Origin of the sequence: Streptomyces sp. NPDC051582 (assembly GCF_040681715.1) — a bacterium.
GTDB lineage: Bacteria > Actinomycetota > Actinomycetes > Streptomycetales > Streptomycetaceae > Streptomyces.
The window spans coordinates 111,305-131,444 of record NZ_JBFAZJ010000008.1; the positions used below are offsets into that span (position 1 = coordinate 111,305).

Annotated in this window: 19 protein-coding genes; 9 read left to right on the forward strand and 10 right to left on the reverse strand. The window is 72.4% G+C overall.

What is annotated here, in order from left to right:
- Window positions 1-89: 89 nt before the first annotated feature.
- From AB0M92_RS13425 to AB0M92_RS13445, 5 genes are all read left to right on the forward strand, one after another.
- Window positions 90-857 (forward strand): IclR family transcriptional regulator, encoded by a 768-nt coding sequence (locus AB0M92_RS13425; protein WP_366102262.1) that lies wholly within the window; start codon window positions 90-92, stop codon window positions 855-857.
- 312 nt (window positions 858-1,169) lie between these two features.
- Window positions 1,170-1,952 (forward strand): MIP/aquaporin family protein, encoded by a 783-nt coding sequence (locus AB0M92_RS13430; RefSeq protein ID WP_366102263.1) that lies wholly within the window; start codon window positions 1,170-1,172, stop codon window positions 1,950-1,952.
- 73 nt (window positions 1,953-2,025) lie between these two features.
- Window positions 2,026-3,552, forward strand: coding sequence for a glycerol kinase GlpK (gene glpK / locus AB0M92_RS13435; protein ID WP_366102264.1), 1,527 nt, complete (start codon window positions 2,026-2,028; stop codon window positions 3,550-3,552).
- Between the two features lie 37 nt (window positions 3,553-3,589).
- On the forward strand, window positions 3,590-5,197 hold the full coding sequence (locus tag AB0M92_RS13440) for a glycerol-3-phosphate dehydrogenase/oxidase (protein WP_366102265.1): 1,608 nt from the start codon (window positions 3,590-3,592) through the stop codon (window positions 5,195-5,197).
- A gap of 127 nt (window positions 5,198-5,324) precedes the next feature.
- Entirely contained in the window at window positions 5,325-6,305 is a 981-nt protein-coding gene (locus AB0M92_RS13445; RefSeq protein WP_366102266.1) for a PAC2 family protein, read from the forward strand.
- 64 nt (window positions 6,306-6,369) lie between these two features.
- On the opposite strand, the gene mshC is transcribed toward AB0M92_RS13445, so the two are convergent.
- The 4 genes from mshC to AB0M92_RS13465 form a co-directional block, all read right to left on the reverse strand.
- The gene (mshC, locus tag AB0M92_RS13450; RefSeq protein WP_366102267.1) at window positions 6,370-7,599 is read right to left on the reverse strand and encodes a cysteine--1-D-myo-inosityl 2-amino-2-deoxy-alpha-D-glucopyranoside ligase; all 1,230 of its coding nucleotides are present in this window, start codon (window positions 7,597-7,599) and stop codon (window positions 6,370-6,372) included.
- Between the two features lie 121 nt (window positions 7,600-7,720).
- Window positions 7,721-8,626, reverse strand: coding sequence for an SCO1664 family protein (locus AB0M92_RS13455; RefSeq protein ID WP_366102378.1), 906 nt, complete (start codon window positions 8,624-8,626; stop codon window positions 7,721-7,723).
- A complete protein-coding gene (locus AB0M92_RS13460; protein ID WP_366102268.1) occupies window positions 8,590-9,180 on the reverse strand; it encodes a DUF3090 domain-containing protein in 591 nt (196 codons plus the stop codon). The genes AB0M92_RS13455 and AB0M92_RS13460 overlap by 37 nt, the downstream gene beginning before the upstream one ends.
- A 62-nt stretch (window positions 9,181-9,242) precedes the next feature.
- Complete coding sequence (locus AB0M92_RS13465) at window positions 9,243-9,980, reverse strand: histidine phosphatase family protein (RefSeq protein WP_366102269.1); 738 nt, start codon at window positions 9,978-9,980, stop codon at window positions 9,243-9,245.
- Between the two features lie 54 nt (window positions 9,981-10,034).
- Here AB0M92_RS13465 and AB0M92_RS13470 point away from each other — a divergent pair, with 54 nt between their 5' ends.
- The gene (locus AB0M92_RS13470; RefSeq protein WP_366102270.1) at window positions 10,035-11,027 is read left to right on the forward strand and encodes a magnesium and cobalt transport protein CorA; all 993 of its coding nucleotides are present in this window, start codon (window positions 10,035-10,037) and stop codon (window positions 11,025-11,027) included.
- A 15-nt stretch (window positions 11,028-11,042) separates the two neighbouring features.
- On the opposite strand, the gene AB0M92_RS13475 is transcribed toward AB0M92_RS13470, so the two are convergent.
- Together AB0M92_RS13475 and AB0M92_RS13480 are read right to left on the reverse strand one after the other, a co-directional pair.
- Window positions 11,043-11,831 carry a ferritin-like domain-containing protein gene (locus AB0M92_RS13475; protein ID WP_366102271.1) on the reverse strand — a complete coding sequence of 263 codons (789 nt, stop codon included), beginning with the start codon at window positions 11,829-11,831 and terminating at the stop codon, window positions 11,043-11,045.
- A 188-nt stretch (window positions 11,832-12,019) separates the two neighbouring features.
- The gene (locus AB0M92_RS13480) at window positions 12,020-13,069 is read right to left on the reverse strand and encodes an LLM class F420-dependent oxidoreductase (protein WP_366102272.1); all 1,050 of its coding nucleotides are present in this window, start codon (window positions 13,067-13,069) and stop codon (window positions 12,020-12,022) included.
- Between the two features lie 109 nt (window positions 13,070-13,178).
- Between AB0M92_RS13480 and AB0M92_RS13485 the strand changes: the two genes are divergently transcribed.
- Both AB0M92_RS13485 and AB0M92_RS13490 read left to right on the forward strand, forming a co-directional pair.
- Window positions 13,179-14,174, forward strand: coding sequence for an aldo/keto reductase (locus tag AB0M92_RS13485; RefSeq protein WP_366102273.1), 996 nt, complete (start codon window positions 13,179-13,181; stop codon window positions 14,172-14,174).
- Window positions 14,171-16,402: an ATP-dependent RecD-like DNA helicase gene (locus AB0M92_RS13490; RefSeq protein WP_366102274.1), complete on the forward strand. Its 2,232-nt coding sequence runs from the start codon at window positions 14,171-14,173 to the stop codon at window positions 16,400-16,402. Before AB0M92_RS13485 ends, AB0M92_RS13490 begins: the two co-directional genes overlap by 4 nt.
- Window positions 16,403-16,479: 77 nt before the next feature.
- Here the strand turns inward: AB0M92_RS13490 and AB0M92_RS13495 are convergent, their stop codons facing one another.
- Window positions 16,480-17,151, reverse strand: coding sequence for a hypothetical protein (locus AB0M92_RS13495; RefSeq protein WP_366102275.1), 672 nt, complete (start codon window positions 17,149-17,151; stop codon window positions 16,480-16,482).
- A 47-nt stretch (window positions 17,152-17,198) separates the two neighbouring features.
- On the opposite strand from AB0M92_RS13495, the gene AB0M92_RS13500 reads away from it, so the two are divergent.
- Entirely contained in the window at window positions 17,199-17,387 is a 189-nt protein-coding gene (locus AB0M92_RS13500; RefSeq protein ID WP_030860319.1) for a DUF5703 family protein, read from the forward strand.
- Window positions 17,388-17,444: 57 nt separating this feature from the next.
- Here the strand turns inward: AB0M92_RS13500 and AB0M92_RS13505 are convergent, their stop codons facing one another.
- The 3 genes from AB0M92_RS13505 to AB0M92_RS13515 form a co-directional block, all read right to left on the reverse strand.
- A complete protein-coding gene (locus tag AB0M92_RS13505) occupies window positions 17,445-18,335 on the reverse strand; it encodes a chaplin family protein (protein WP_366102276.1) in 891 nt (296 codons plus the stop codon).
- Between the two features lie 97 nt (window positions 18,336-18,432).
- A complete protein-coding gene (gene chpH, locus AB0M92_RS13510; RefSeq protein ID WP_366102277.1) occupies window positions 18,433-18,666 on the reverse strand; it encodes a chaplin ChpH in 234 nt (77 codons plus the stop codon).
- 131 nt (window positions 18,667-18,797) lie between these two features.
- The gene (locus AB0M92_RS13515; protein WP_366102278.1) at window positions 18,798-20,123 is read right to left on the reverse strand and encodes a M20/M25/M40 family metallo-hydrolase; all 1,326 of its coding nucleotides are present in this window, start codon (window positions 20,121-20,123) and stop codon (window positions 18,798-18,800) included.
- Between the last annotated feature and the right edge of the window lie 17 nt (window positions 20,124-20,140).

Here is a 20,140-nt window from a genome sequence, read left to right on the forward strand (position 1 = left end):
AGGCCTGAACAGTTGCCCAACCATGCACAAGGTCGACATGGACCGATACTGTTCAGCATTGTCGAACTACGTCAGCAGGAGGCTGCGCGATGGCACGGAACATCCAGTCGCTCGAACGAGCCGCTGCGATGCTGCGACTCCTGGCGGGCGGTGAGCGCCGCCTGGGCCTCTCGGACGTGGCCAGCTCCCTGGGCCTGGCCAAGGGCACGGCGCACGGGATCCTGCGCACGCTGCAGGCCGAGGGCTTCGTGGAGCAGGACCCCGCCTCGGGCCGCTACCAGCTGGGCGCGGAGCTGCTGCGCCTGGGCAACAGCTATCTGGACGTGCACGAGCTGCGCGCCCGCGCGCTGGTCTGGACGGACGACCTGGCCCGGGCGAGCGGCGAGAGCGTGTACGTGGGCGTGCTCCACAAGAGCGGGGTGCTGATCATGCACCACGTGTTCCGTCCGGACGACAGCCGCCAGGTGCTGGAGGTGGGGGCCATGCAGCCGCTGCACTCCACGGCCCTGGGCAAGGTGCTGTCCGCGTACGACCCGGTCGCCCATACGGAGGCACTGGAGGCGGAGCGCGAGGCGTTCACCCCCCGGACGGTCACCGACGGCGCGGGCTTCGAGGAGACCCTCGACCTGACCCGGGCGCGCGGCTGGGCCGCGGACGTCGAGGAGACCTGGGACGGCATCGCCTCGGTGGCGGCGCCGATCCACGACCGGCGCCGGATGCCGGTGGGCGCGGTGGCCGTCGCGGGGGCCGTGGAGCGGGTGTGCGGGGAGGGCGGGGAGCCCCGTGCGAGCCTCGTGGCGTCCGTGCGGGACTGTGCGCGTGCTGTTTCACGCGATCTCGGCGCGGGCCGGTTCTAGGCCCCTTCAGGGCGTTTTCAGCCACCCCCTGGCCGCTTTCTGACCTCTTTTCGCCATATCTCGGCCATCCGATGGCCGGGTTTGGCTGATCGCACCTAGTGGTAACGATCCGACACTTTGGCCTGGCCAACCCTTGACGCGTTCTTCACCTGGGATGAAAACTGCCGTTCATCGGTCGGCATTGTCGAACACCTACCGGCAATACGCGTTAGGGTGGGGCAAGGCCAAGGACCGGTGAAGCACTCACCGAGTGCGCGGACCACCGGACGGGACCCGGTGTCCGCCCACCCCTGCAAGGCAAAGGAGTCGCGGGTGTCCACCTCCGACATCTTCATCGGCGAGACCATCGGTACCGCCCTGCTCACCCTGCTCGGCGGTGGCGTCTGCGCCGCCGTGACGCTCAAGAGCTCCAAGGCCCGGAACGCAGGCTGGCTCGCGATCACGTTCGGCTGGGGTTTCGCCGTTCTGATCGCCGCCTACGTCTCCGCCCCGCTCTCCGGTGCGCACCTCAACCCGGCGGTCACCGTCGGCCTGGCCATCAAGAGCGGCAGCTGGAACGACGTTCCGGTCTACTTCGCCGGACAGCTGCTCGGCGCCATGCTCGGCGCGGTCCTGATGTGGGTCACCTACTACGGACAGTTCCGGGTGCACCTCTCGGACCCGGAGCACATCCGTGACGCCAAGCTCGGCCCGGAAGACCCGCACCCGCACGACCAGGCCGGTCCGGTGCTCGGTGTCTTCTCCACCGGCCCCGAGATCCGCAACGTCGTCCAGAACCTCGCGACCGAGATCATCGGCACGGCCGTCCTGGTCCTGGCGATCTTGACCCAGGGCCTCCAGGACGACGGCAAGGGCCTCGGCGTCATCGGCGTCCTGATCACCTCCTTCGTCGTCGTCGGCATCGGCCTCTCGCTCGGCGGTCCGACCGGCTACGCCATCAACCCGGTCCGCGACCTCGGCCCGCGCATCGTCCACTCCCTGCTGCCGCTTCCCAACAAGGGCGGCTCCGACTGGGGATACTCCTGGATCCCGGTGGTCGGCCCGCTCGCCGGTGCCGCCCTCGCCGGAGGTCTGTACAACCTCGCGTTCGCCTGATCAGCATCGGCACGTATCGCAAGATCCGCACCGCCCCTGATTCCGCCTACCTCGACCTTCCAGGAGCAGCCACATGACCAGCAGCACCGGCCCCTTCATCGCCGCGATCGACCAGGGCACCACTTCTTCCCGCTGCATCGTCTTCGACCGTGACGGCCGCATCGTCGCCGTCGACCAGAAGGAGCACGAGCAGATCTTCCCGAAGCCGGGCTGGGTCGAGCACGACGCCACCGAGATCTGGACCAACGTCCAGGAGGTCGTCGCCGGCGCCATCGCCAAGGCCGAGATCACCGCCGCCGACGTCAAGGCGGTCGGCATCACCAACCAGCGCGAGACCACCGTCCTGTGGGACAAGAACACCGGCCTGCCGGTGCACAACGCCCTGGTCTGGCAGGACACCCGCACCGACGCCCTCTGCAGGGAGCTCGGCCGCAACGTCGGCCAGGACCGCTTCCGCCGCGAGACCGGCCTGCCGCTGGCGAGCTACTTCGCCGGCCCCAAGGCCCGCTGGCTGCTCGACAACGTCGAGGGCCTGCGCGAGCGCGCCGAGGCCGGCGACATCCTCTTCGGCACCATGGACTCCTGGGTCATCTGGAACCTCACCGGCGGCGCCCAGGGCGGTGTGCACGTCACCGACGTCACCAACGCCTCGCGCACCATGCTGATGAACCTTCACTCCCTGGAGTGGGACCCGAAGATCGCGGAGTCGATGGAGGTCCCCACCAACATCCTCCCCGAGATCAAGTCCTCCGCCGAGGTCTACGGCCACGTCAAGGACGGCGTCCTCGCCGGTGTCCCCGTCGCCTCGGCGCTCGGTGACCAGCAGGCCGCCCTCTTCGGCCAGACCTGCTTCGCCGAGGGCGAGGCCAAGTCCACCTACGGCACCGGCACGTTCATGCTGATGAACACCGGCGACAAGGTCATCAACTCCTACAGCGGCCTGCTGACCACGGTCGGCTACAAGATCGGCGACCAGAAGCCGGTCTACGCGCTGGAGGGCTCCATCGCCGTCACCGGCTCGCTCGTCCAGTGGATGCGCGACCAGATGGGCATGATCAAGACCGCGGCCGAGATCGAGACCCTCGCGCTCTCGGTCGAGGACAACGGCGGCGCCTACTTCGTACCGGCCTTCTCCGGCCTGTTCGCCCCGTACTGGCGCTCCGACGCCCGCGGTGTGATCGCCGGCCTCACCCGGTACGTCACCAAGGCGCACATCGCCCGTGCCGTCCTGGAGGCCACCGCCTGGCAGACCCGCGAGATCACCGACGCCATGACCAAGGACTCGGGCGTCGAGCTCGCGGCCCTCAAGGTCGACGGCGGCATGACCTCCAACAACCTGCTGATGCAGACCCTCTCCGACTTCGTGGACGCCCCCGTGGTCCGTCCGATGGTCGCGGAGACCACCTGCCTCGGCGCCGCCTACGCCGCCGGCCTGGCCGTCGGCTTCTGGCCCGACACCGACGCCCTGCGCGCCAACTGGCGCCGTGCGGCGGAGTGGACCCCGCGGATGCCCGCCGAACAGCGGGACCGCGAGTACAAGAACTGGCTCAAGGCCGTCGAGCGGTCCATGGGCTGGATCGACGACGAAGACGCCAGCTGACGCACCAGCTGAGTCAATCGACGAGGAGCTAAGAGATATGAGCACCCTGCAGAGCGTCCCCGCCCTGGGTACGCACCCGACCGCCGGCTCGAACGCGAGCCGCGCCGAGACCCGTGAGCAGCTGGCGAAGGCCACGTACGACCTGCTGGTCATCGGCGGTGGAATCCTGGGCACCTCGGTGGCCTGGCACGCCGCGCAGTCGGGTCTGCGGGTCGCCATGGTGGACGCCGGCGACTTCGCCGGCGCCACCTCCTCCGCCTCCTCCAAGCTCGTCCACGGGGGCTTGCGCTACCTGCAGACCGGCGCGGTCAAGCTGGTCGCCGAGAACCACCACGAGCGCCGGGTGCTGGCCAAGGACGTGGCCCCGCACCTGGTCAACCCGCTCACCTTCTACCTGCCGGTCTACAAGGGCGGACCGGTCGGTGCGGCCAAGCTGGGCGCGGGCGTCTTCGCCTACTCCGCCCTCTCGGCCTTCGGCGACGGCATGGGCAAGGTCATATCCCCGGCCCGTGCCGCCGCCGACAACCCGGGTCTGAAGACGGACAACCTCAAGGCCGTCGCGGTCTACTACGACCACCAGATGAACGACTCCCGCGTCGCCGTCATGACGGTCCGCGCGGCCGTCGAGTCGGGCGCCGTCGTCCTCAACCACGCCGAGGTCACCGGCCTGCGCACGACGCGCGGCCGGGTCAGCGGTGCCGAGCTCAAGGACCGCCTCGACGGCACCGAGTTCGGCGTCGACGCGCGCGTCGTGCTCAACGCCACCGGCCCGTGGGTGGACCACCTGCGGCGCATGGAAGACAAGCACTCGATGCCGTCGATCCGCCTCTCCAAGGGCGCGCACATCGTCATGAAGCGCAAGTCGCCGTGGAAGGCCGCCATGGCCACCCCGATCGACAAGTACCGCATCACCTTCGCCCTCCCGTGGGAGGACCAGCTGCTGCTCGGCACCACCGACGAGGTGTACGAGGGCGACCCGGCGGACGTGCGCGCCACCGAGGCCGACATCCAGCAGATCCTGGACGAGGCGGCCTTCTCGGTGAAGGACGCGGACCTGGACCGCTCGCTGATGACGTACGCCTTCGCGGGCCTGCGCGTGCTGCCCGGCGGCCCCGGCGGCGTCGAGAAGGCCAAGCGCGAGACCGTCGTCTCCGAGGGCGCCGGCGGCATGCTGTCGGTGGCCGGCGGCAAGTGGACGACGTACCGGCACATCGGCCGCGTGGTCATGGACAAGCTGGCCAAGCTGCCCGGCAGCCCGCTCACCGACGACATGGAGCCGGTGAAGTCGCTCGTGCGCCGGGTGCCGCTGCCCGGTGTCGCCAACCCGAACGCCGTCGCGCACCGCCTGCTGGTGGACCGCGAGCCGGGCACGCGGATGGACCCGCTCACCGCACGCCACCTGGCCTCGCACTACGGTTCGCTGGCCTTCGACATCGCTCGCCTGGCGAACGAGGACCCGGCGCTGGCGGAGCGGATCCACCCGGACGGCCCGGAGATCTGGGCACAGGTCGCCTACGCCCGTGACAACGAGTGGGCCGAGACGGTCGACGACGTGCTGCGCCGCCGTACCACGGTGACGGTCCGCGGCCTCGACGACGACTCCGTGCGCGCGCGGGTCGAGGAGATGCTGGGCCGCAAGGCATAGCTCGTACGCAGGCGGGGAAGAGGGGCGGTTCCGAGGGGAACCGCCCCTCTGTCGTGGGCTGTGGCCGGTGTCCCCTCAAGGCTTAGGCTGACCCACGTACACAAGGGAACTTCGGAAGGAGACCTGGGTGATCGAGCTTGAGGGCGTGCCCGAGCTGATCGACCCGGTCATGGTGGCCGCGTTCGAGGGCTGGAACGACGCGGGTGACGCGGCCTCCGGTGCGGTCGCGCACCTGGACCGGGAGTGGAAGGGCGAGGTCTTCGCGGCGCTGGACGCCGAGGACTACTACGACTTCCAGGTCAACCGGCCGACGGTGTGGCTGGACAACGGGGTGCGGAAGATCACGTGGCCGACGACGAGGCTGTCGGTGGTGCGGATCGGCGGCGCGAAACCGCGCGACCTCGTGCTCGTGCGGGGCATCGAACCGTCCATGCGGTGGCGGTCGTTCTGCAACGAGATCCTGGGCTTCGCGCACGAGTTGGGCGTGGAGATGGTCGTGATCCTGGGCGCGCTGCTCGGGGACACCCCGCACACCCGGCCGGTGCCGGTCAGCGGGGTCACCTCGGACGCGGACCTGGCACGGACGATGGATCTGGAGGAGACCAAGTACGAGGGCCCCACGGGGATCGTGGGCATCCTGCAGGAGGCCTGTACGCACGCGGGCGTCCCGGCGGTGTCACTGTGGGCGGCGGTCCCGCACTACGTTTCCCAGCCGCCGAACCCGAAGGCGACGCTGGCCCTGCTGAACCGGCTGGAGGATCTGATCGACATCCGGATCCCGCTGGGTGAACTCCCGGAGGACGCGCGGGCGTGGCAGCTCGGCGTGGACCAACTGGCCGCGGAGGACAGCGAGGTGGCGGAGTACGTCCAGACGCTGGAGGAGGCGCGGGACACGGCGGACCTGCCGGAGGCCTCGGGCGACGCCATCGCCCGGGAGTTCGAGCGGTACCTGCGCCGCCGCGATCCGGCGGCCCCCTCGGCCGAGCCGGGCGACGGCTCGTACCTGCGCGACACCTCCAGCGGTCTGACCCGCCCGCCGAAGCGCAAGCCGGACTCCGAGCCGGGGGCCGACCCCGAGCCGGGCGAGGACGACACGCCGCAGGCGTAGCCGCACGACACGATGCCCCCCGACCGGACGGTCGGGGGGCATCGGCGGTTTCGGCCGGGGCGCCTTACAGGGCCACGCCCAGGAGGGCGTCGACCGTGCGCGAGACCAGGCCCGGCGCGGACTCGTCGTCCCCGTCGGAGGCGTTCTGGGCGTCCGCCCAGCGGTCCACGGCCGCCAGCGCGGCAGGGGCGTCCAGGTCGTTCGCCAGGGCCTCGCGGACCTCCTCCACCAGAGCGTCGGCCGGCAGGCCGTCCGGGCGGGACACGGCCGCGCGCCAGCGCTCCAGACGGGCCACCGCCTGCTCCAGGACCTCGTCCGTCCACTCCCAGTCGGCCCGGTAGTGGTGCGAGAGCAGCGCGAGGCGGATCGCCGCCGGGTCCACCCCGGCGCGGCGCAGCGCGGAGACGAAGACGAGGTTGCCCTTCGACTTCGACATCTTCTCGCCGTGCAGCGCGACCATGCCCGCGTGCACGTACGCCTTGGCCATCGGGAACTCGCCCGTCAGCACCTGCGCGTGCGAGGCGCCCATCTCGTGGTGCGGGAACACCAGGTCGGAGCCACCGCCCTGGATGTCGAAGCCCATGCCCAGGTGGTCCAGGGCGATGGCGACGCATTCGATGTGCCAGCCGGGCCGGCCGCGGCCCAGCGAGCCGCCGTCCCAGCTCGGCTCGCCCGTGCGGGCGGCCATCCACAGCATCGGGTCCAGGGGGTTCTTCTTCCCCGGGCGCTCCGGGTCGCCGCCGCGCTGCGCGGACAGCAGCCGCATCGCCTCGGCGTCGAGGTGGGAGACGCTGCCGAAGTTGGCGTCGGACTCCACCGAGAAGTAGATGTCGCCGTCCAGCTCGTACGCGGCGCCGGCGTCGCGCAGCCGCTCCACCAGCGGCACGATGCCCGGTATGGCCTCGACGGCGCCGATGTAGTGCTGCGGGGGCAGCATCCGCAGGGCGGTCATGTCCTCGCGGAAGAGGGCCGTCTCGCGCTCCGCGAGCTCGGTCCAGTCCTGGCCGTCGCGCAGCGCCCGCTCCAGGAGCGGATCGTCGACGTCCGTCACGTTCTGGACGTAGATGACCTGCCGCTTGGTGTCGAGCCACACGCGCTGTACGAGGTCGAACGCGTTGTAGGTCGCCGCGTGACCGATGTGGGTCGCGTCGTACGGAGTGATGCCGCAGACGTAGATACGGGCGACGGGACCGGGGGCGAGGGTGATCGTCCCCTGGGTCGCGGTGTCGTGGATCTGGAGGTCGCGGCCCTTGCCAGGAAGGGCGGGGACCTCAGAAGCGGGCCAGGCATGCATGTGTCGAGCCTAACCGGACGCGTGTTCCGAAAACGAACCGGACCTGCACTGTTGGCTTGATCGGCGCTCTTGCGGTCCGGCTGGTTGTGTGCCTGACCGGGCTGCGCCCGGCCAGGCCTGTTCAGACCGGCGGCCAGGGGATGGCGGGCCACTGCCCGGAAGGGCTCGGGTGCACTCCGGTGCGCAGGAGATCGGCCACCCGGGCCCGTACGGCGGCCAGCTCGACCGCGGTGATCAGTTCGGCCAGCCGGGTGGCCAGCGGCTCCCCGTCGGCCAGTTCGGCCGCCAGCGCGGTGAGCACCCCGCGCGCCTCCTCGGTCAGCGGTTCACCGGCCCAGCCCCAGAGCAGGGTGCGCAGCTTGTCCTCGCGGTGGAAGGTCACCCCGTGGTCGATGCCGTAGAGCCGCCCGTCGGGCGCGGGCAGGAGGTGGCCGCCCTTGCGGTCGCCGTTGTTGATCACGGCGTCGAGGACGGCGAGCCGGCGCAGGCGGGGGTCGTCGGCGTGGACGAGCAGCGCGGTGCGCCCCTCCCCGACGTCGGCGAGGGCGACCGGCTTCCAGCCCTCCCCCGCCTCCTCGCCCTCGACGAGGGCCAGCAGGCCGGAGGGATCGCCGGCATCCTCACCGGCGGGCTCGTCGCCCCCGGAGTCCCGGGAGTCCCCGGAGTCCCCGGAGTCCCCGGAGTCCTGGGAGTCGATCCACAGCTGGACCATGCCCTCCCCGTACGGTCCGTCGCGCAGCACGGTCGGCGGCACCAGGCCCCATCCCGTGGCCTCGGAGACCAGGTAGGCGGCGACCTCGCGCTGGGCCAGGTTCCCGTCGGGGAAGTCCCACAGCGGGCGCTCTCCCTTGACCGGCTTGTACACGCAGTCGGCGCTCACGCCCCCGTTCGCCACCGTGCACAGCAGCACGGCGTTGGACGCCTCGCGGATCCGGCCGACGACCGTGAGCTCGCCCCGCGCGAGCAGCTCCTCAAGTTCCCCCGTGGCGCTCACGCCTGGCGCCGGTAGCCGTTCTGGCGCGGGCAGACGTGCCCCTCGGGATCGAGCGGAAGGCTGCACAGCGGGCACGGCGGCCGGCCCGCGTTGACCACGTCCAGGGCCCGCTTGGCGAACGCCCGGGCCTGGGCGCCGGTGAGGCGCACCCGCAGCATCGGCGGGCCGTTCTCCTCGTCCTGGAGCAGCCGCTCCTCCGCCTCGGCGAGGTCCTCCTCCGAGTCGGCGTCGAGCTCCACGAGCGCCTGCGCCTCGACGATCATCCGCTGTTCCTCGCCGTCCCAGGCCAGGGCCATGGTGCCGACGCGGAACTCCTCGTCCACCGGGACGTCCAGCGGCGCGGTGTCGGCGGCCTCGGCGGGGGCCACGGCCGGGACCGGGGCATTGCCCCCGGTGCGCCGCACGACCTCGTCCAGCAGCTCGTCCATCCGCTCGGCCAACGCCGCGACCTGGGTCTTCTCCAGGGAGACGCTGGTGACGCGGGGGCCGGACGAGGCCTGCAGGAAGAACGTACGGCGCCCCGGCATGCCGACCGTGCCCGCCACGAAGCGGTCCGGCGGGTCGTAGAGGAACACCTGACGGGGCACGTCCAGTCTCCAAGTCTCGGTGGCGGGTTGTTTCGGCCCGTCCACCCTACTGCGCGCTTCGATCAGGCCGCGCCCGCGCCGCCTCCGACAACGGCGTTGCCTCCGTCCTCCGTCGCGCTCTCGAAGTCGGCGGTGCCGGCGGGCGCCGCGTCCGGGGCGGGGGCCGGGCGCGGGGCGAGCGAACCGAAGTCCCCCGTGTCGCCGAGCCGGAGCAGGAACGGGCGTGTCGGCGTGTAGCGGACGGCCGTGACCGAGCAGGGGTCCACGTGGATGCGCTGGAAGAGGTCCAGGTGCATGCCGAGGGCGTCCGCGACAAGGGACTTGATGATGTCCCCGTGCGAGCACATCAGGAAGACGGCGTCGCTCCCGTGCTCCTCCTCGATCCGCGCGTTCCACTCCCGTACGGCGTCCACGGCGCGCGCCTGCATGGCGCGCATCGACTCACCGCCGGGGAAGGCGGCGGCCGAGGGGTGCTGCTGGACGATCTTCATCAGGGGTTCGCCGGAGAGCTCGGAGAGTTTGCGGTTCGACCAGTCCCCGTAGTGGCATTCGCCGATCCGGTCGTCGGTGTGCAGCTCCAGCTCCGGGCGCGCGGCGAGCAGCGGGGCGAGGGTCTCCCGGCAGCGCTGGAGGGGGCTGCTGACGGCGGCGGCGAGCGGCACCGCGGCGAGCCGCCCGGGCAGCGCCGCCGCCTGCTCGGCGCCGCGCTCGTCAAGGGCCACTCCCGGTGTCCATCCGGCGAGCAGCCCTGCGGTGTTGGCGGTGGACCGCCCGTGTCGTACGAGGATCAGCGTGGCCATGACGCAAGCCTAAGCGGTGGGCGCTGCGTGCGGACCGGGGGCGGCCGGGGGAGAATGCCGTCCGTGATAGTCGACTGCGCCATGTACCGGGACGGCCGCCGCTCCCCTGCGCCCGAGGACCTCTCGAACGCCCTCGACGAGGCCCGGGCCAGCGGTGACGCCTTCCTCTGGGTCGGCATGTACGAGCCGACGGAGGAGGAGTTCGAGCACGTCAGCAGGGAGTTCGGGCTGCACAAGCTGGCCGTGGAGGACGCGCTGACCGCGCACCAGCGCCCCAAGCTGGAGGTGTACGACGACTCGCTGTTCGTCGTCCTCAAGCCGGTCATGTACGACGACGACACCGACACGGTCACCACGGGGGAGCTGATGCTCTTCATCGGCGACTCCTTCGTGGTCACGGTCCGGCACGGCGAGGGGGCCCCGCTGAGCGCCGTGCGCCACCGCCTGGAGCACGAGCCGGAGGTGCTGCGGCACGGGCCGACGGCGGTGCTGTACGCGGTGTCCGACGCGGTGGTCGACCACTACATCGAGGTGGCCGCCGAGCTCCAGGCCGATCTGGAGGAGGTGGAGGCCGACGTCTTCGCTCCGCAGGCGACGGACACCAAGAACACCGCCGCCCGGATCTACGGCTTCAAGCGGCAGGTGCTGGAGTTCCGCCGGGCGACGAGCCCGCTGCTCCAGCCGATGGACCGCCTCGCCTTCGGGAACGTGCCCTTCGTCCACGAGCACGCGCAGCCGTTCTTCCGCGACGTCGCCGACCACCTGACCAAGGCGAGCGAGTACATCGAGGGCCTGGACCGGCTGCTGTCGGACGCGCTGGCCGCGCACCTGGCGCAGATGGGCGTCCGGCAGAACGACGATATGCGCAAGATCTCGGCGTGGGCGGCGATGGCGGCCGTGCCGACGATGGTGGCGGGGATCTACGGGATGAACTTCGACCACATGTGGGAGCTGCGGCAGCCCTGGGGCTATCCGGTCGTGATCCTGGTGATGGTGGGCGCCTGTCTGGGCCTGCACCGCCTGTTCAAGACCCGCGGCTGGCTGTAGGGGCTCCCCCGTCCCTCAGGCGTACTCGGGCGTGGTCACCGGCACGCCGCCCAGCGCATCGCGCCGCTCCGGCGGGCGCAGGCTGATCATGCGGTGCCAGCCCGCGAACCGCTCGTACGCGTACAGCCCGCGGATCCCCGCGGCCAGTGCGGCCGCCTTGGGCGCGGGCCAGCGCAGCAGCCGGCCCATGTGGTCCATGACGGCGAGGCTCACGTCCCGGTAGATGGAGATCTCGGCGAGGGCGCTGTCGCGCAGAACCCGCTGGATGGTCCGGCCGTGCCCCTCACGGACGAGACTGAGCAGTTCCTCGTGGCAGTAGGCGAGGTGGTTGTCCTCGTCGTGGCTGATCATGCGGACGGCCCTGCCGACCTCGGGGTGGTCACCGAACTGCCGCACCAGCATGATCATCTGGTCGGCGGCGCGCTGCTCGGTGACCCGGCTGTGGGCGAGGTAGACGACGATGTCCTCCTCGGTCAGCGGCTCTTCGCGGCGCAGCTTCTCGTGCGCGAGACCGATGCCGCGCCGTTCCAGCAGCATCGTGTAGTCGGTCTCGGGCGGCACGGGGACGGGCGGCAGGCCGCGCTTGCGCAGCAGGGCGTTGAAGATCCGGCCGTGCTTGTCCTCGTCGGCGCCGTGCCGGGTGATCTTGGGCGCGAGCGCGCGCATGCCGTCGGGCACCAGGGCAGCGATCCGGGCGTTCTCCCAGCCGCCCTGGGACTCACCGCTGGCCGCGATGGAGCAGAACAGCTGGAACGAGTCGTCGTGGTCGACGATCTCCTGGAACAGGCTGCGCGCAGAGAGCATGCATCGAGTCAACGGCCGATCCGGGGGCCCGGCAACCGAAGGGTGGCACCGCTCGGCCGAATGAACGACGGGAACGGGTGGGGGCGCGGGCGTAACCCGCAGGGCGCCGCGGGCGTTGTGCCTGTGTCGGCCGTGGCGGGGAAGACCCCCGAGCCCCCACCACGGCCGCAGAGCATCGCGGGACCCGCTTATGCCAGGCCGGCGCGCTCCATGGCTTCCGTGCCGGCGCGCAGGGCGGTGAGCCGCTCGTCCAGGGTGAAACCGGCCGGGGCGAGCGTGAGGGTGGTGACCCCGGCCTCGGCGTAGGCCCGCATCCCGTCGGCGATGCGCTCGACGGAGCCGAGCAGGGTGGTCGAGTCGATCAGCGAGTGCGGGACGGCCGCGGCCGCGCCCGCCTTGTCGCCCGCCAGGTACTTGTCCTGGATCTCGGCGGCTTCCTTCTCGTAGCCCATGCGCTGGGCGAGCTGGTTGTAGAAGTTCTGCTTCCGGCTGCCCATGCCGCCGACGTACAGGGCCGTGTACGGGCGGAACATGTCGGCGAGGCCGGTCACGTCCTCGCCGACGGCCAGCGGGACGGTCGGGCAGACGTCGAAGCCCTCCATGGTCAGTCCGGCCTTCTCGCGGCCCGCCCGGATGTGGGTGAGCGCGGTGGCCTCCAGGTGCTCGGCGGCCGGGAAGATGAGCAGGGCGCCGTCGGCGATCTCGCCGGTCTGCTCCAGGTTCTTGGGCCCGATGGCGGCGATGTAGAGCGGGATGTGCTCGCGCTCGGGGTGCACGGTCAGCTTGATCGGCTTGCCGGGGCCGCCGGGCAGCGGCAGGGTCCAGTGCTCGCCCTCGTAACTGAGCCGCTCGCGGGACATGGCCTTGCGGACGATCTCCACGTACTCGCGGGTGCGGGCGAGCGGCTTGTCGAACTTGACGCCGTACCAGCCCTCGGAGACCTGGGGGCCGGAGACGCCGAGGCCGAGGCGGAAGCGGCCCTTGGTGAGGGAGTCGAGCGTGGCGGCCGTCATGGCGGTCATCGCGGGCTGGCGGGCCGGGATCTGCAGGATCGCGGAGCCGACGTCGATGCGCTCGGTCTGGGCGGCGACCCAGGCGAGCACGGTCGGGGCGTCGGAGCCGTAGGCCTCCGCCGCCCAGCAGACGTCGTAGCCGAGGCGGTCCGCCTCCTGGGCCACGGCCAGGTTGTCGGCGTCCATGCCAGCGCCCCAGTAGCCGAGATTGATGCCGAGCCGCATGTGTCGTCCCCTTACGGTGATGCCGGTTTACCGATCAGTAACGTGGGTCTGCGGGGGACTGTAGCGCGCCAGGGCGTCCCGCGTCAGTGCCCCAGTAGTCTCAGCGGTCATGGAGCAGAGGCATCTCGGCCGCACCGGACTGCGCGTGTCCCGGATCGGCCTCGGCACCCTGACCTGGGGCCGTTCCGCGGATGGCCCGGACGAGTCGGGCGCTGCCGAGCAGTTGAAGACGTTCTGGGAGGCGGGCGGGACGCTCGTCGACACCGCCGACGTGTACGGGGGCGGTGAGGCGGAGTACCTGCTGGGGCAGTTGATCGACGGGCTGGTCCCGCGCCGGGACCTGGTGATCGCGACGAAGTCGGGTTCGGTCCGGGCGGCGGACCGCCGGACCGACGGCTCGCGCGGCCACCTCCTCGCCGCGCTGGACGATTCGCTGGCCCGGCTCGGCACGGACCACGTCGACCTGTGGCAGGTCCACGCGTTCGACCCGCAGACCCCGCTGGAGGAGACCCTCCAGGCCCTGGACCTGGCGGTGAGCAGCGGCCGGGCCCGGTACGCGGGGGTGGCGGGCTTCTGCGGCTGGCAGCTGGCGAAGGCGGCGACGTGGCAGCTGGCCGCGCCGGGGGTGCGGACGCGGCTGGCGTCGACGCAGATGGAGTACTCGCTGCTCCAGCGGGGCGTGGAGCGCGAGGTGCTCCCGGCGGCGCTGGACCTGGGTGTCGGGCTGCTCCCGTCCTCCCCGCTGGGGCGGGGGGTCCTGACGGGCAAGTACCGGGACGGCGCGACCCCGGCGGACTCCCGGGGCGCCTCACCGACGATGGCCGGCTTCGTGGAGCCGTACCTGGACGAGACGGCGTGCGGCATCGTGGACGCGGTGGCGACGGCGGCCCAGGGCCTGGCGGTGACCCCGCTCCAGGTGGCGCTGGCGTGGATCCGGGACCGGCCGGGCGTGGTCGCACCGATCGTGGGCGCGCGGACGTCCGCGCAGCTCAGCGAGGCGTTGTCGGTGGAGCCGCTTACCCTTCCGGAGGAGATCTGCCGGGCGCTGGACGATGTGTCCGCGCCCGTGCACCGCTACCCCGACCACGACTGGAGCACGCTGTGAGCACGGACCGCCAAGCCGTTCCCCCGAAGGACCCGGCCACCCCCGAGGCGGCCCCCTCCGGCACGGAAGCGGCGGACCCGCAGCCCGCCGGGATCGACGCGGGGAGCGGGGGCCCGGGTGCGGAGCCCCCGGTTCCGGGAAGGGACGGGTCGGAGGGCGAGGACGGAGCGGCGGCGCCGGCCGAGGCCGATACCGAGGCCGATACCGAGACCGAGGTCGACGCGGCCGACGGCGGCGGCTCCGACGCACCGGAGGCCGAGGCGGGGGCCGGGGCCTCCGGCGGGGAGGCGGCGGCGCAGCCCGTGGTGAGCGAGGCCGCCGCCGAGTTGGCCGCGCAGAAGGTGGAGCGGGAGCGCATCGCCCGCCGCAAGGCGGAGCGGCAGGGGCCCGTGGACGCCGGGGCCAAGCTCAGTGGGAAGGCCGCCGATCTGCTGGCCGCCGTACGGGCCGTGGAGAGCGGGGACAAGCCCTCCCCCGTGTACTTCGACGAGGCGCCCGTGGCTCCGCGGCGGGCTCCGGAGGCTCCCGCGGCCCCCCGCCCCGCCCGGCCCGCCGTCCCCGCCCCGACCGCCGCCGGCATCGACGGCGTGCGCGCCGTGCTCGCCCGCGGCGGCGCCCCCGAGGCGCTGGCCGTCCCGGCCGCCACCGCCCTCGGCGAGGACGCCGCCGAACGGCTCGCCGAAGACCCCTGGCGGCTCCTCGCCGTCGCCGGCGTACGCCCCACCCAGGCCGACGGTTTCGCCCGGGCCCTGCTCGGCCCCGACGCCGGCCCCGGCGACGAGCGGCGCGCCGCCGCCCTGGTGGGCTGGCTGCTGGAGCAGGCGGCGCTCAAGGGACACACCGCGCTGGAAGCCCCCACCCTCGAATCCGCCCTGGCCCAGTACGGCGTCCCGGATCCCGCCGAGTCCCTGGAGCAGTCCATCGGCGAGGGCGCCGTCCTCGTGTTCCAGGAGCCGCTCGGGCCGCCCGTCGCCGAAGGCGAGGAGCAGCCCGTCCGGGTGCTCGTCGGCCTGGAGGGATACGCGCTGGCCGAGGAGAGCCTGGCCGATGGCCTGGCCCGCCTCGCCAACACCTTCGACGACCCGGCGGACTGGGAGAAGGCGGCCACCGGCCCCGGCGCCGAGCTGATCCGCGCCGCCTCCGGCCACGGCCTGGTCACCCACACCGGCGGCGAGGCCGCCCGCGCCGAGCCGCTGGCCCTGCTCGCCGCCGCCCGCGATCTGGGCCTGCGCGTCTGCCTGGCCGCGCACACCCCCGCGGACGGCGCCGTCACCGTCGCGGACCTGCTCTCCGGCGCCGCCGGGCCCGGCCGGGACGGCGACGGGCAGTTCGCGGTGGACCTGCTCGTGGTCCTCGACGCCCCCCAGCTGGACGTGGAGACCGCCGCCGCGCTCGTCGAGTCCGTCCCCGACGGGGCCCGCCTGGTGCTCTCCGGAGACCCCGGGGTGCTCGGGTCCGCCGGACCCGGGCGCGTGTTCGGCGATGTGCTCGCGGCCCGCGCCTGCCCGCAGCTGGTCTCGCGGACCCCCGACCCCGGCCCGGTCGGCGAACTCGTCTCGGGCGTCGGCATCGGCGAGCTGAACCAGGTCGAGGCCCCCGGCAAGGAGGTCGTCATCGTCCCGGTCCGCGACGCCGGGGAGGCCGTCCACCGCGCCGTGCAGCTGGTCGCCGAGTCCGTGCCCCGCGCCTTCGGGATCCCCGCGGACTCCGTCCAGGTCATCACCCCGGGCCACGGCGGCTCGGCGGGGACGCGGGCCCTGAACGCGGCCCTCAAGGAGCGGCTGAACCCCGGCCCCGGCCGGTTCGGCGGCTTCGACCCCGGCGACCGCGTCGTGCACGTGCCCTCGCCCGGGCGGGCCGTCCCGGCCACGGTGGTGACGGCCGACGCGCAGGGGCTGCACCTGGACGCATCGGGCGCGCGGATTGTCGTACCGAAGGAGCGGGTGGAGTCGCAGGTGCGGCACGGCTGGGCGGTGACGGCGCACCAGGCGGCCGGCGCCCGCTGGCCCGCCGTGGTCGTCGTCCTGCCCGGAGACGCGGCGCAGGCCCTCTCCCGGGACTGGGTGTACACGGCGTTCGGGCGGGCCGAGCGGCACCTGTCCGTGGTGCACGGCGTGGACCAGGCGCTGCCGCGCGCGGTCGCCGAGGTGCTGCCGAAGCCGCGTACGACCCGGCTGACCGGCCTGCTGCGGGCCCTCGTGGCGGCGGCGCAGGACCAGCCGGAGTGACCCGCGCGTGAGGCGAGCGCGCCGCGGCCCCCGCCCTTTCGGGACGGGGGCCGCGGCGTCCTGCGTGCGGGAGGCGGTCAGGCCGGGGTCAGGCCGGGCCGCGCCGCCCGGCCGCCCGCGTCTTCTTCCTCGTCCTCGTCGAAATCGTCCGTCTCCTCGTCGAAGACGGAGCTCACGTCGAAACGGTGCAGCACGTCCTGCGGGTCGGTGTGCCCGAAGGGCGAGCCCAGCCACTCCCCCGGTTCCGCGACCTCCTCCGAAGCCGCGATCCAGAGGGTCGAGTCCCCCTCCTCCAGGCCGAACTCCTTGTAGCGGGAGGCGATCTCGTCGGGCTCGTACTCCCCGAAGAGCACGCCCAGCGCGCCGGCCGTGCCGCCGTCGAGGGCGAGCTCGGCCTCCCGGTCGTGGGCGGCGACGCGCTCGGCCTGGGCGATCAGCCTCGGCGGTTCGACGACGGCGTAGTCACGGCGGATGAGCACGCTGAAGGCCGCGGGCTCGGCGGGCCCGGTGTACGGGACACCGTCCTCGGGCGTGGGGATCTCGAACGGGGTGACCTCGTCGTACCGGTCGTAGAGGAGCTCGTCGTACTCCTCGGCGGCGGCGGCGAGTTCGTTGAAGGCGGCGTAGACGGCCGGGTCCTCGTCCCCGATCCTGCTCTCGACCGCGGCGAGGTGACGGTCGAGCGCGGCCTTGACCGCCTCGGCGGCGGCGCGTACCTCGGCAACACTGGGCAGAGCGGCATCAGACATAGTGCAGACGCTATCCGTAGCAGGGCTCTGCCCGCACAATAGATGCGATGCCGGAATACGAATTTGTCGACGTGTACGTGCCCCGCGGTGTGCCCCGCAAGGAGGCGACCCGCCTGCTCACCGATCATGCCGAGTACGGGAACTGGGAGATCGACCGGCTGGCCCTGTACCGGGACGGCAGTCGCCGGGTGCGGCTTCGCCGGAGGATCATCCGTCAGGTCCGCGCCACCTGGTGACGCGGGCCGTCCGGCACGGACCCCGGTCGGGGGCCCGCGCCGGACGGCCTGCGCGCCTCAGGCCGCGCTGCGGGCGCGCCGGTAGAGCACGGCACCGGCCAGCAGCGTGCCGGCGGCGAGCGGAAGGCCCACGCCGAGGACGTCTCCGGCGCCGGTGGCGGCGAGCCCGGCCTGCTGGGCCGGGGCGATGCCCTGGCCGGGGTGGGTCACGGGAGTGACACCGCCCTCGCCGGGCCCGGTGGGCCCGCCCGGAAGCCCGGGAGTACCGGGCTGGCCCGGGTTGCCGGGCATACCCGGCGTACCGGGGTTCCCGGGCTGACCGGGCGTGCCCGGGTTGCCGGGCTGACCCGGAGTACCGGGGTTGCCGGGCTGACCCGGAGTGCCGGGGTTGCCGGGCGTACCCGGAGTGCCCGGGTTGCCCGGCGTACCCGGAGTGCCCGGGTTGCCGGGCGTACCCGGAGTCCCGGGGTTACCCGGGTGGCCGGGAGTCCCGGGGTTGCCCGGGTGGCCGGGAGTCCCGGGGTTGCCCGGGTGGCCGGGGTGGCCCGGAGTCCCGGGGTGGCCGGGCGTGCCGGGGTTGCCGGGGTGGCCCGGTTCGTCCTCGTCGCACGGCTCGTCCGGCTCCTCGGGCTCGGCCGGGTGGCCGGGGTTGCCCGGGTACCCCGGGTGACCGGGGTGGTTCGGCGTGGCCGAGTCGTTGGAACACCGGTTCCCGAAAGCCGGGTTGAGCAGCCCCACCACCGAGACGGTGTTGCCGCAGATGTTCACCGGCGCGTCCACGGGTACGTGGTCGGAGTTCCCGGACGCCACGCCCGGAGAGTTCACGGCATGGCCGGACGTGCCGGAGTCGGCGTGTGCGTAACCCCCGCCCAGCGCGAGCACACCCCCCGCCGCCGCCATGGTGATCAGCGTCTTCCTGGTGACCGCTGCCGCTGCCTGTCGTCGCATGTGTTTGTCCCCCTGCGGTGTAAGAACAGCCGGGCCCTGAAAGCCCGGCGGCCCCGGAGCGCTGGAATGCGCTCCGGGGCCCAAGACTTCAGACGCGTCAGGCGTTGACGCAGGTGTTGCCGAAAGCGGGGTTCAGCAGGCCGATCACGTTGACCGTGTTACCGCAGACGTTCACGGGAACGTGGACGGGGACCTGGATGGCGTTGCCGGACAGGACGCCCGGGGAGCCGATGGCCGCACCCTGCGCACCCGCGTCGGCGGCGGCGAGGCCGGCACCCGCGAGAACGAGACCACCGGTGGCAGCCGCAGCGGCGACAACCTTCTTAAGCATGAGTTCCTCCTAGTTGGCAATTGCGGTCCCAGCCGCGGACCGCACCACCTGTAACGAGGAGGCGTCACCAGGGCTACGAGCGTATGAGTGCATTCACTCTTCCCAGTGAGAAACGCACACCTTCCCGATTCTCAGCAGTTGTCGATGAATCGGTCCAGAACGCGCACGCCGAACTTCAGCCCGTCGACCGGCACCCGCTCGTCCACGCCGTGGAACATCCCGGCGAAATCGAGCTCGGGCGGGAGCTGGAGCGGGGCGAAGCCGAAGCAGCGGATGCCGAGGTCGTCGAAGGACTTCGCGTCCGTACCGCCGGAGAGCATGTACGGGACGGCCCGCGCGATCGGGTCCTCGGCCTTCAGGGCGCCCTGCATCGCGTCCACGAGCCGCCCGTCGAAGTCCGTCTCCAGGGCCTTGTCCCCGTGCACGTCCTCGTACTTCACGCGCGGCCCGAGGATCCGGTCGAGGTCGGCGAAGAACTCGTCCTCGTAGCCGGGCAGGAAGCGGCCGTCCACGTGCGCGGTGGCCTGGCCGGGAATGACGTTGACCTTGTAGCCGGCGCCGAGCATGGTCGGGGCGGCCGAGTTCCGCAGCGTCGCGCCGACCATCTTGGCGATGCCGCCCAGCTTGGCCAGGGTCGCGTCCATGTCGTCCGGGTCGAGCGGGGTGCCGAGCGCGTCCGAGAGCTCGTCCAGGAAGCTCCGTACGGTCTTGGTGACCCTCACCGGCCACTGGTGGCGGCCGAGGCGGCCCACGGCCTCGCACAGCTCGGTGATGGCGTTGTCGTTGTTCGTCATCGAGCCGTGGCCCGCGGTGCCGTCCACGGTGAGCCGCATCCAGTGCATGCCCTTCTGGGCGGTCTCCACCAGGTACAGCCGCAGGTTCTCGTTGACGGTGAACGAGAAGCCGCCGACCTCGCCGATCGCCTCCGTGACCCCGTCGAAGAGGCCGGGGTGCTTGTCCACGAGGTGCCGGGCGCCGTACAGGCCGCCCGCCTCCTCGTCGGCGAGGAAGGCCAGGACGATGTCCCGCGGGGGCTTGCGGCCGCTGCGCAGCCGGTCGCGCACGACGGCCAGCGTCATCGCGTCCATGTCCTTCATGTCGACGGCGCCGCGGCCCCACACGCAGCCGTCGGCGATCTCGCCCGAGAAGGGGTCGTGCGTCCAGTCCGCGGCGTTGGCCGGGACCACGTCGGTGTGGCCGTGGATCAGCAGCGCCGGCCGCGACGGGTCCTCCCCCTCGATGCGCGCCACGGTCGAGGCGCGCCCCTTGTGGGACTCGAAGATCTGCGGCTCCAGTCCGACCTCGGCGAGCTTCTCCGCGACCCACTCGGCCGCCTTGCGCTCCCCGGGCCCGGAGTGGTCCCCGTAGTTGCTGGTGTCGATCCGGATGAGGTCCCGGCAGAGGTCGACGACCTCGTCCTCGCCGGAGACGGTCCTGCCCGCGCTCGACTCGCTCACGCTGCTTCCTCCCACTG

Bases quoted from the DNA above. Each gene is read 5' to 3' on its own strand.
- AB0M92_RS13425 (WP_366102262.1), top strand. From the start codon at position 90: ATGGCACGGAACATCCAGTCGCTCGAACGAGCCGCTGCGATGCTGCGA.
- glpK (WP_366102264.1), top strand. From the start codon at position 2,026: ATGACCAGCAGCACCGGCCCCTTCATCGCCGCGATCGACCAGGGCACC.
- AB0M92_RS13440 (WP_366102265.1), top strand. From the start codon at position 3,590: ATGAGCACCCTGCAGAGCGTCCCCGCCCTGGGTACGCACCCGACCGCC.
- mshC (WP_366102267.1), bottom strand. From the start codon at position 7,599: ATGCATGCCTGGCCCGCTTCTGAGGTCCCCGCCCTTCCTGGCAAGGGC.
- AB0M92_RS13465 (WP_366102269.1), bottom strand. From the start codon at position 9,980: ATGGCCACGCTGATCCTCGTACGACACGGGCGGTCCACCGCCAACACC.
- AB0M92_RS13470 (WP_366102270.1), top strand. From the start codon at position 10,035: ATGCCGTCCGTGATAGTCGACTGCGCCATGTACCGGGACGGCCGCCGC.
- AB0M92_RS13475 (WP_366102271.1), bottom strand. From the start codon at position 11,831: ATGCTCTCTGCGCGCAGCCTGTTCCAGGAGATCGTCGACCACGACGAC.
- AB0M92_RS13480 (WP_366102272.1), bottom strand. From the start codon at position 13,069: ATGCGGCTCGGCATCAATCTCGGCTACTGGGGCGCTGGCATGGACGCC.
- AB0M92_RS13485 (WP_366102273.1), top strand. From the start codon at position 13,179: ATGGAGCAGAGGCATCTCGGCCGCACCGGACTGCGCGTGTCCCGGATC.
- AB0M92_RS13495 (WP_366102275.1), bottom strand. From the start codon at position 17,151: ATGTCTGATGCCGCTCTGCCCAGTGTTGCCGAGGTACGCGCCGCCGCC.
- AB0M92_RS13500 (WP_030860319.1), top strand. From the start codon at position 17,199: ATGCCGGAATACGAATTTGTCGACGTGTACGTGCCCCGCGGTGTGCCC.
- AB0M92_RS13505 (WP_366102276.1), bottom strand. From the start codon at position 18,335: ATGCGACGACAGGCAGCGGCAGCGGTCACCAGGAAGACGCTGATCACC.
- chpH (WP_366102277.1), bottom strand. From the start codon at position 18,666: ATGCTTAAGAAGGTTGTCGCCGCTGCGGCTGCCACCGGTGGTCTCGTT.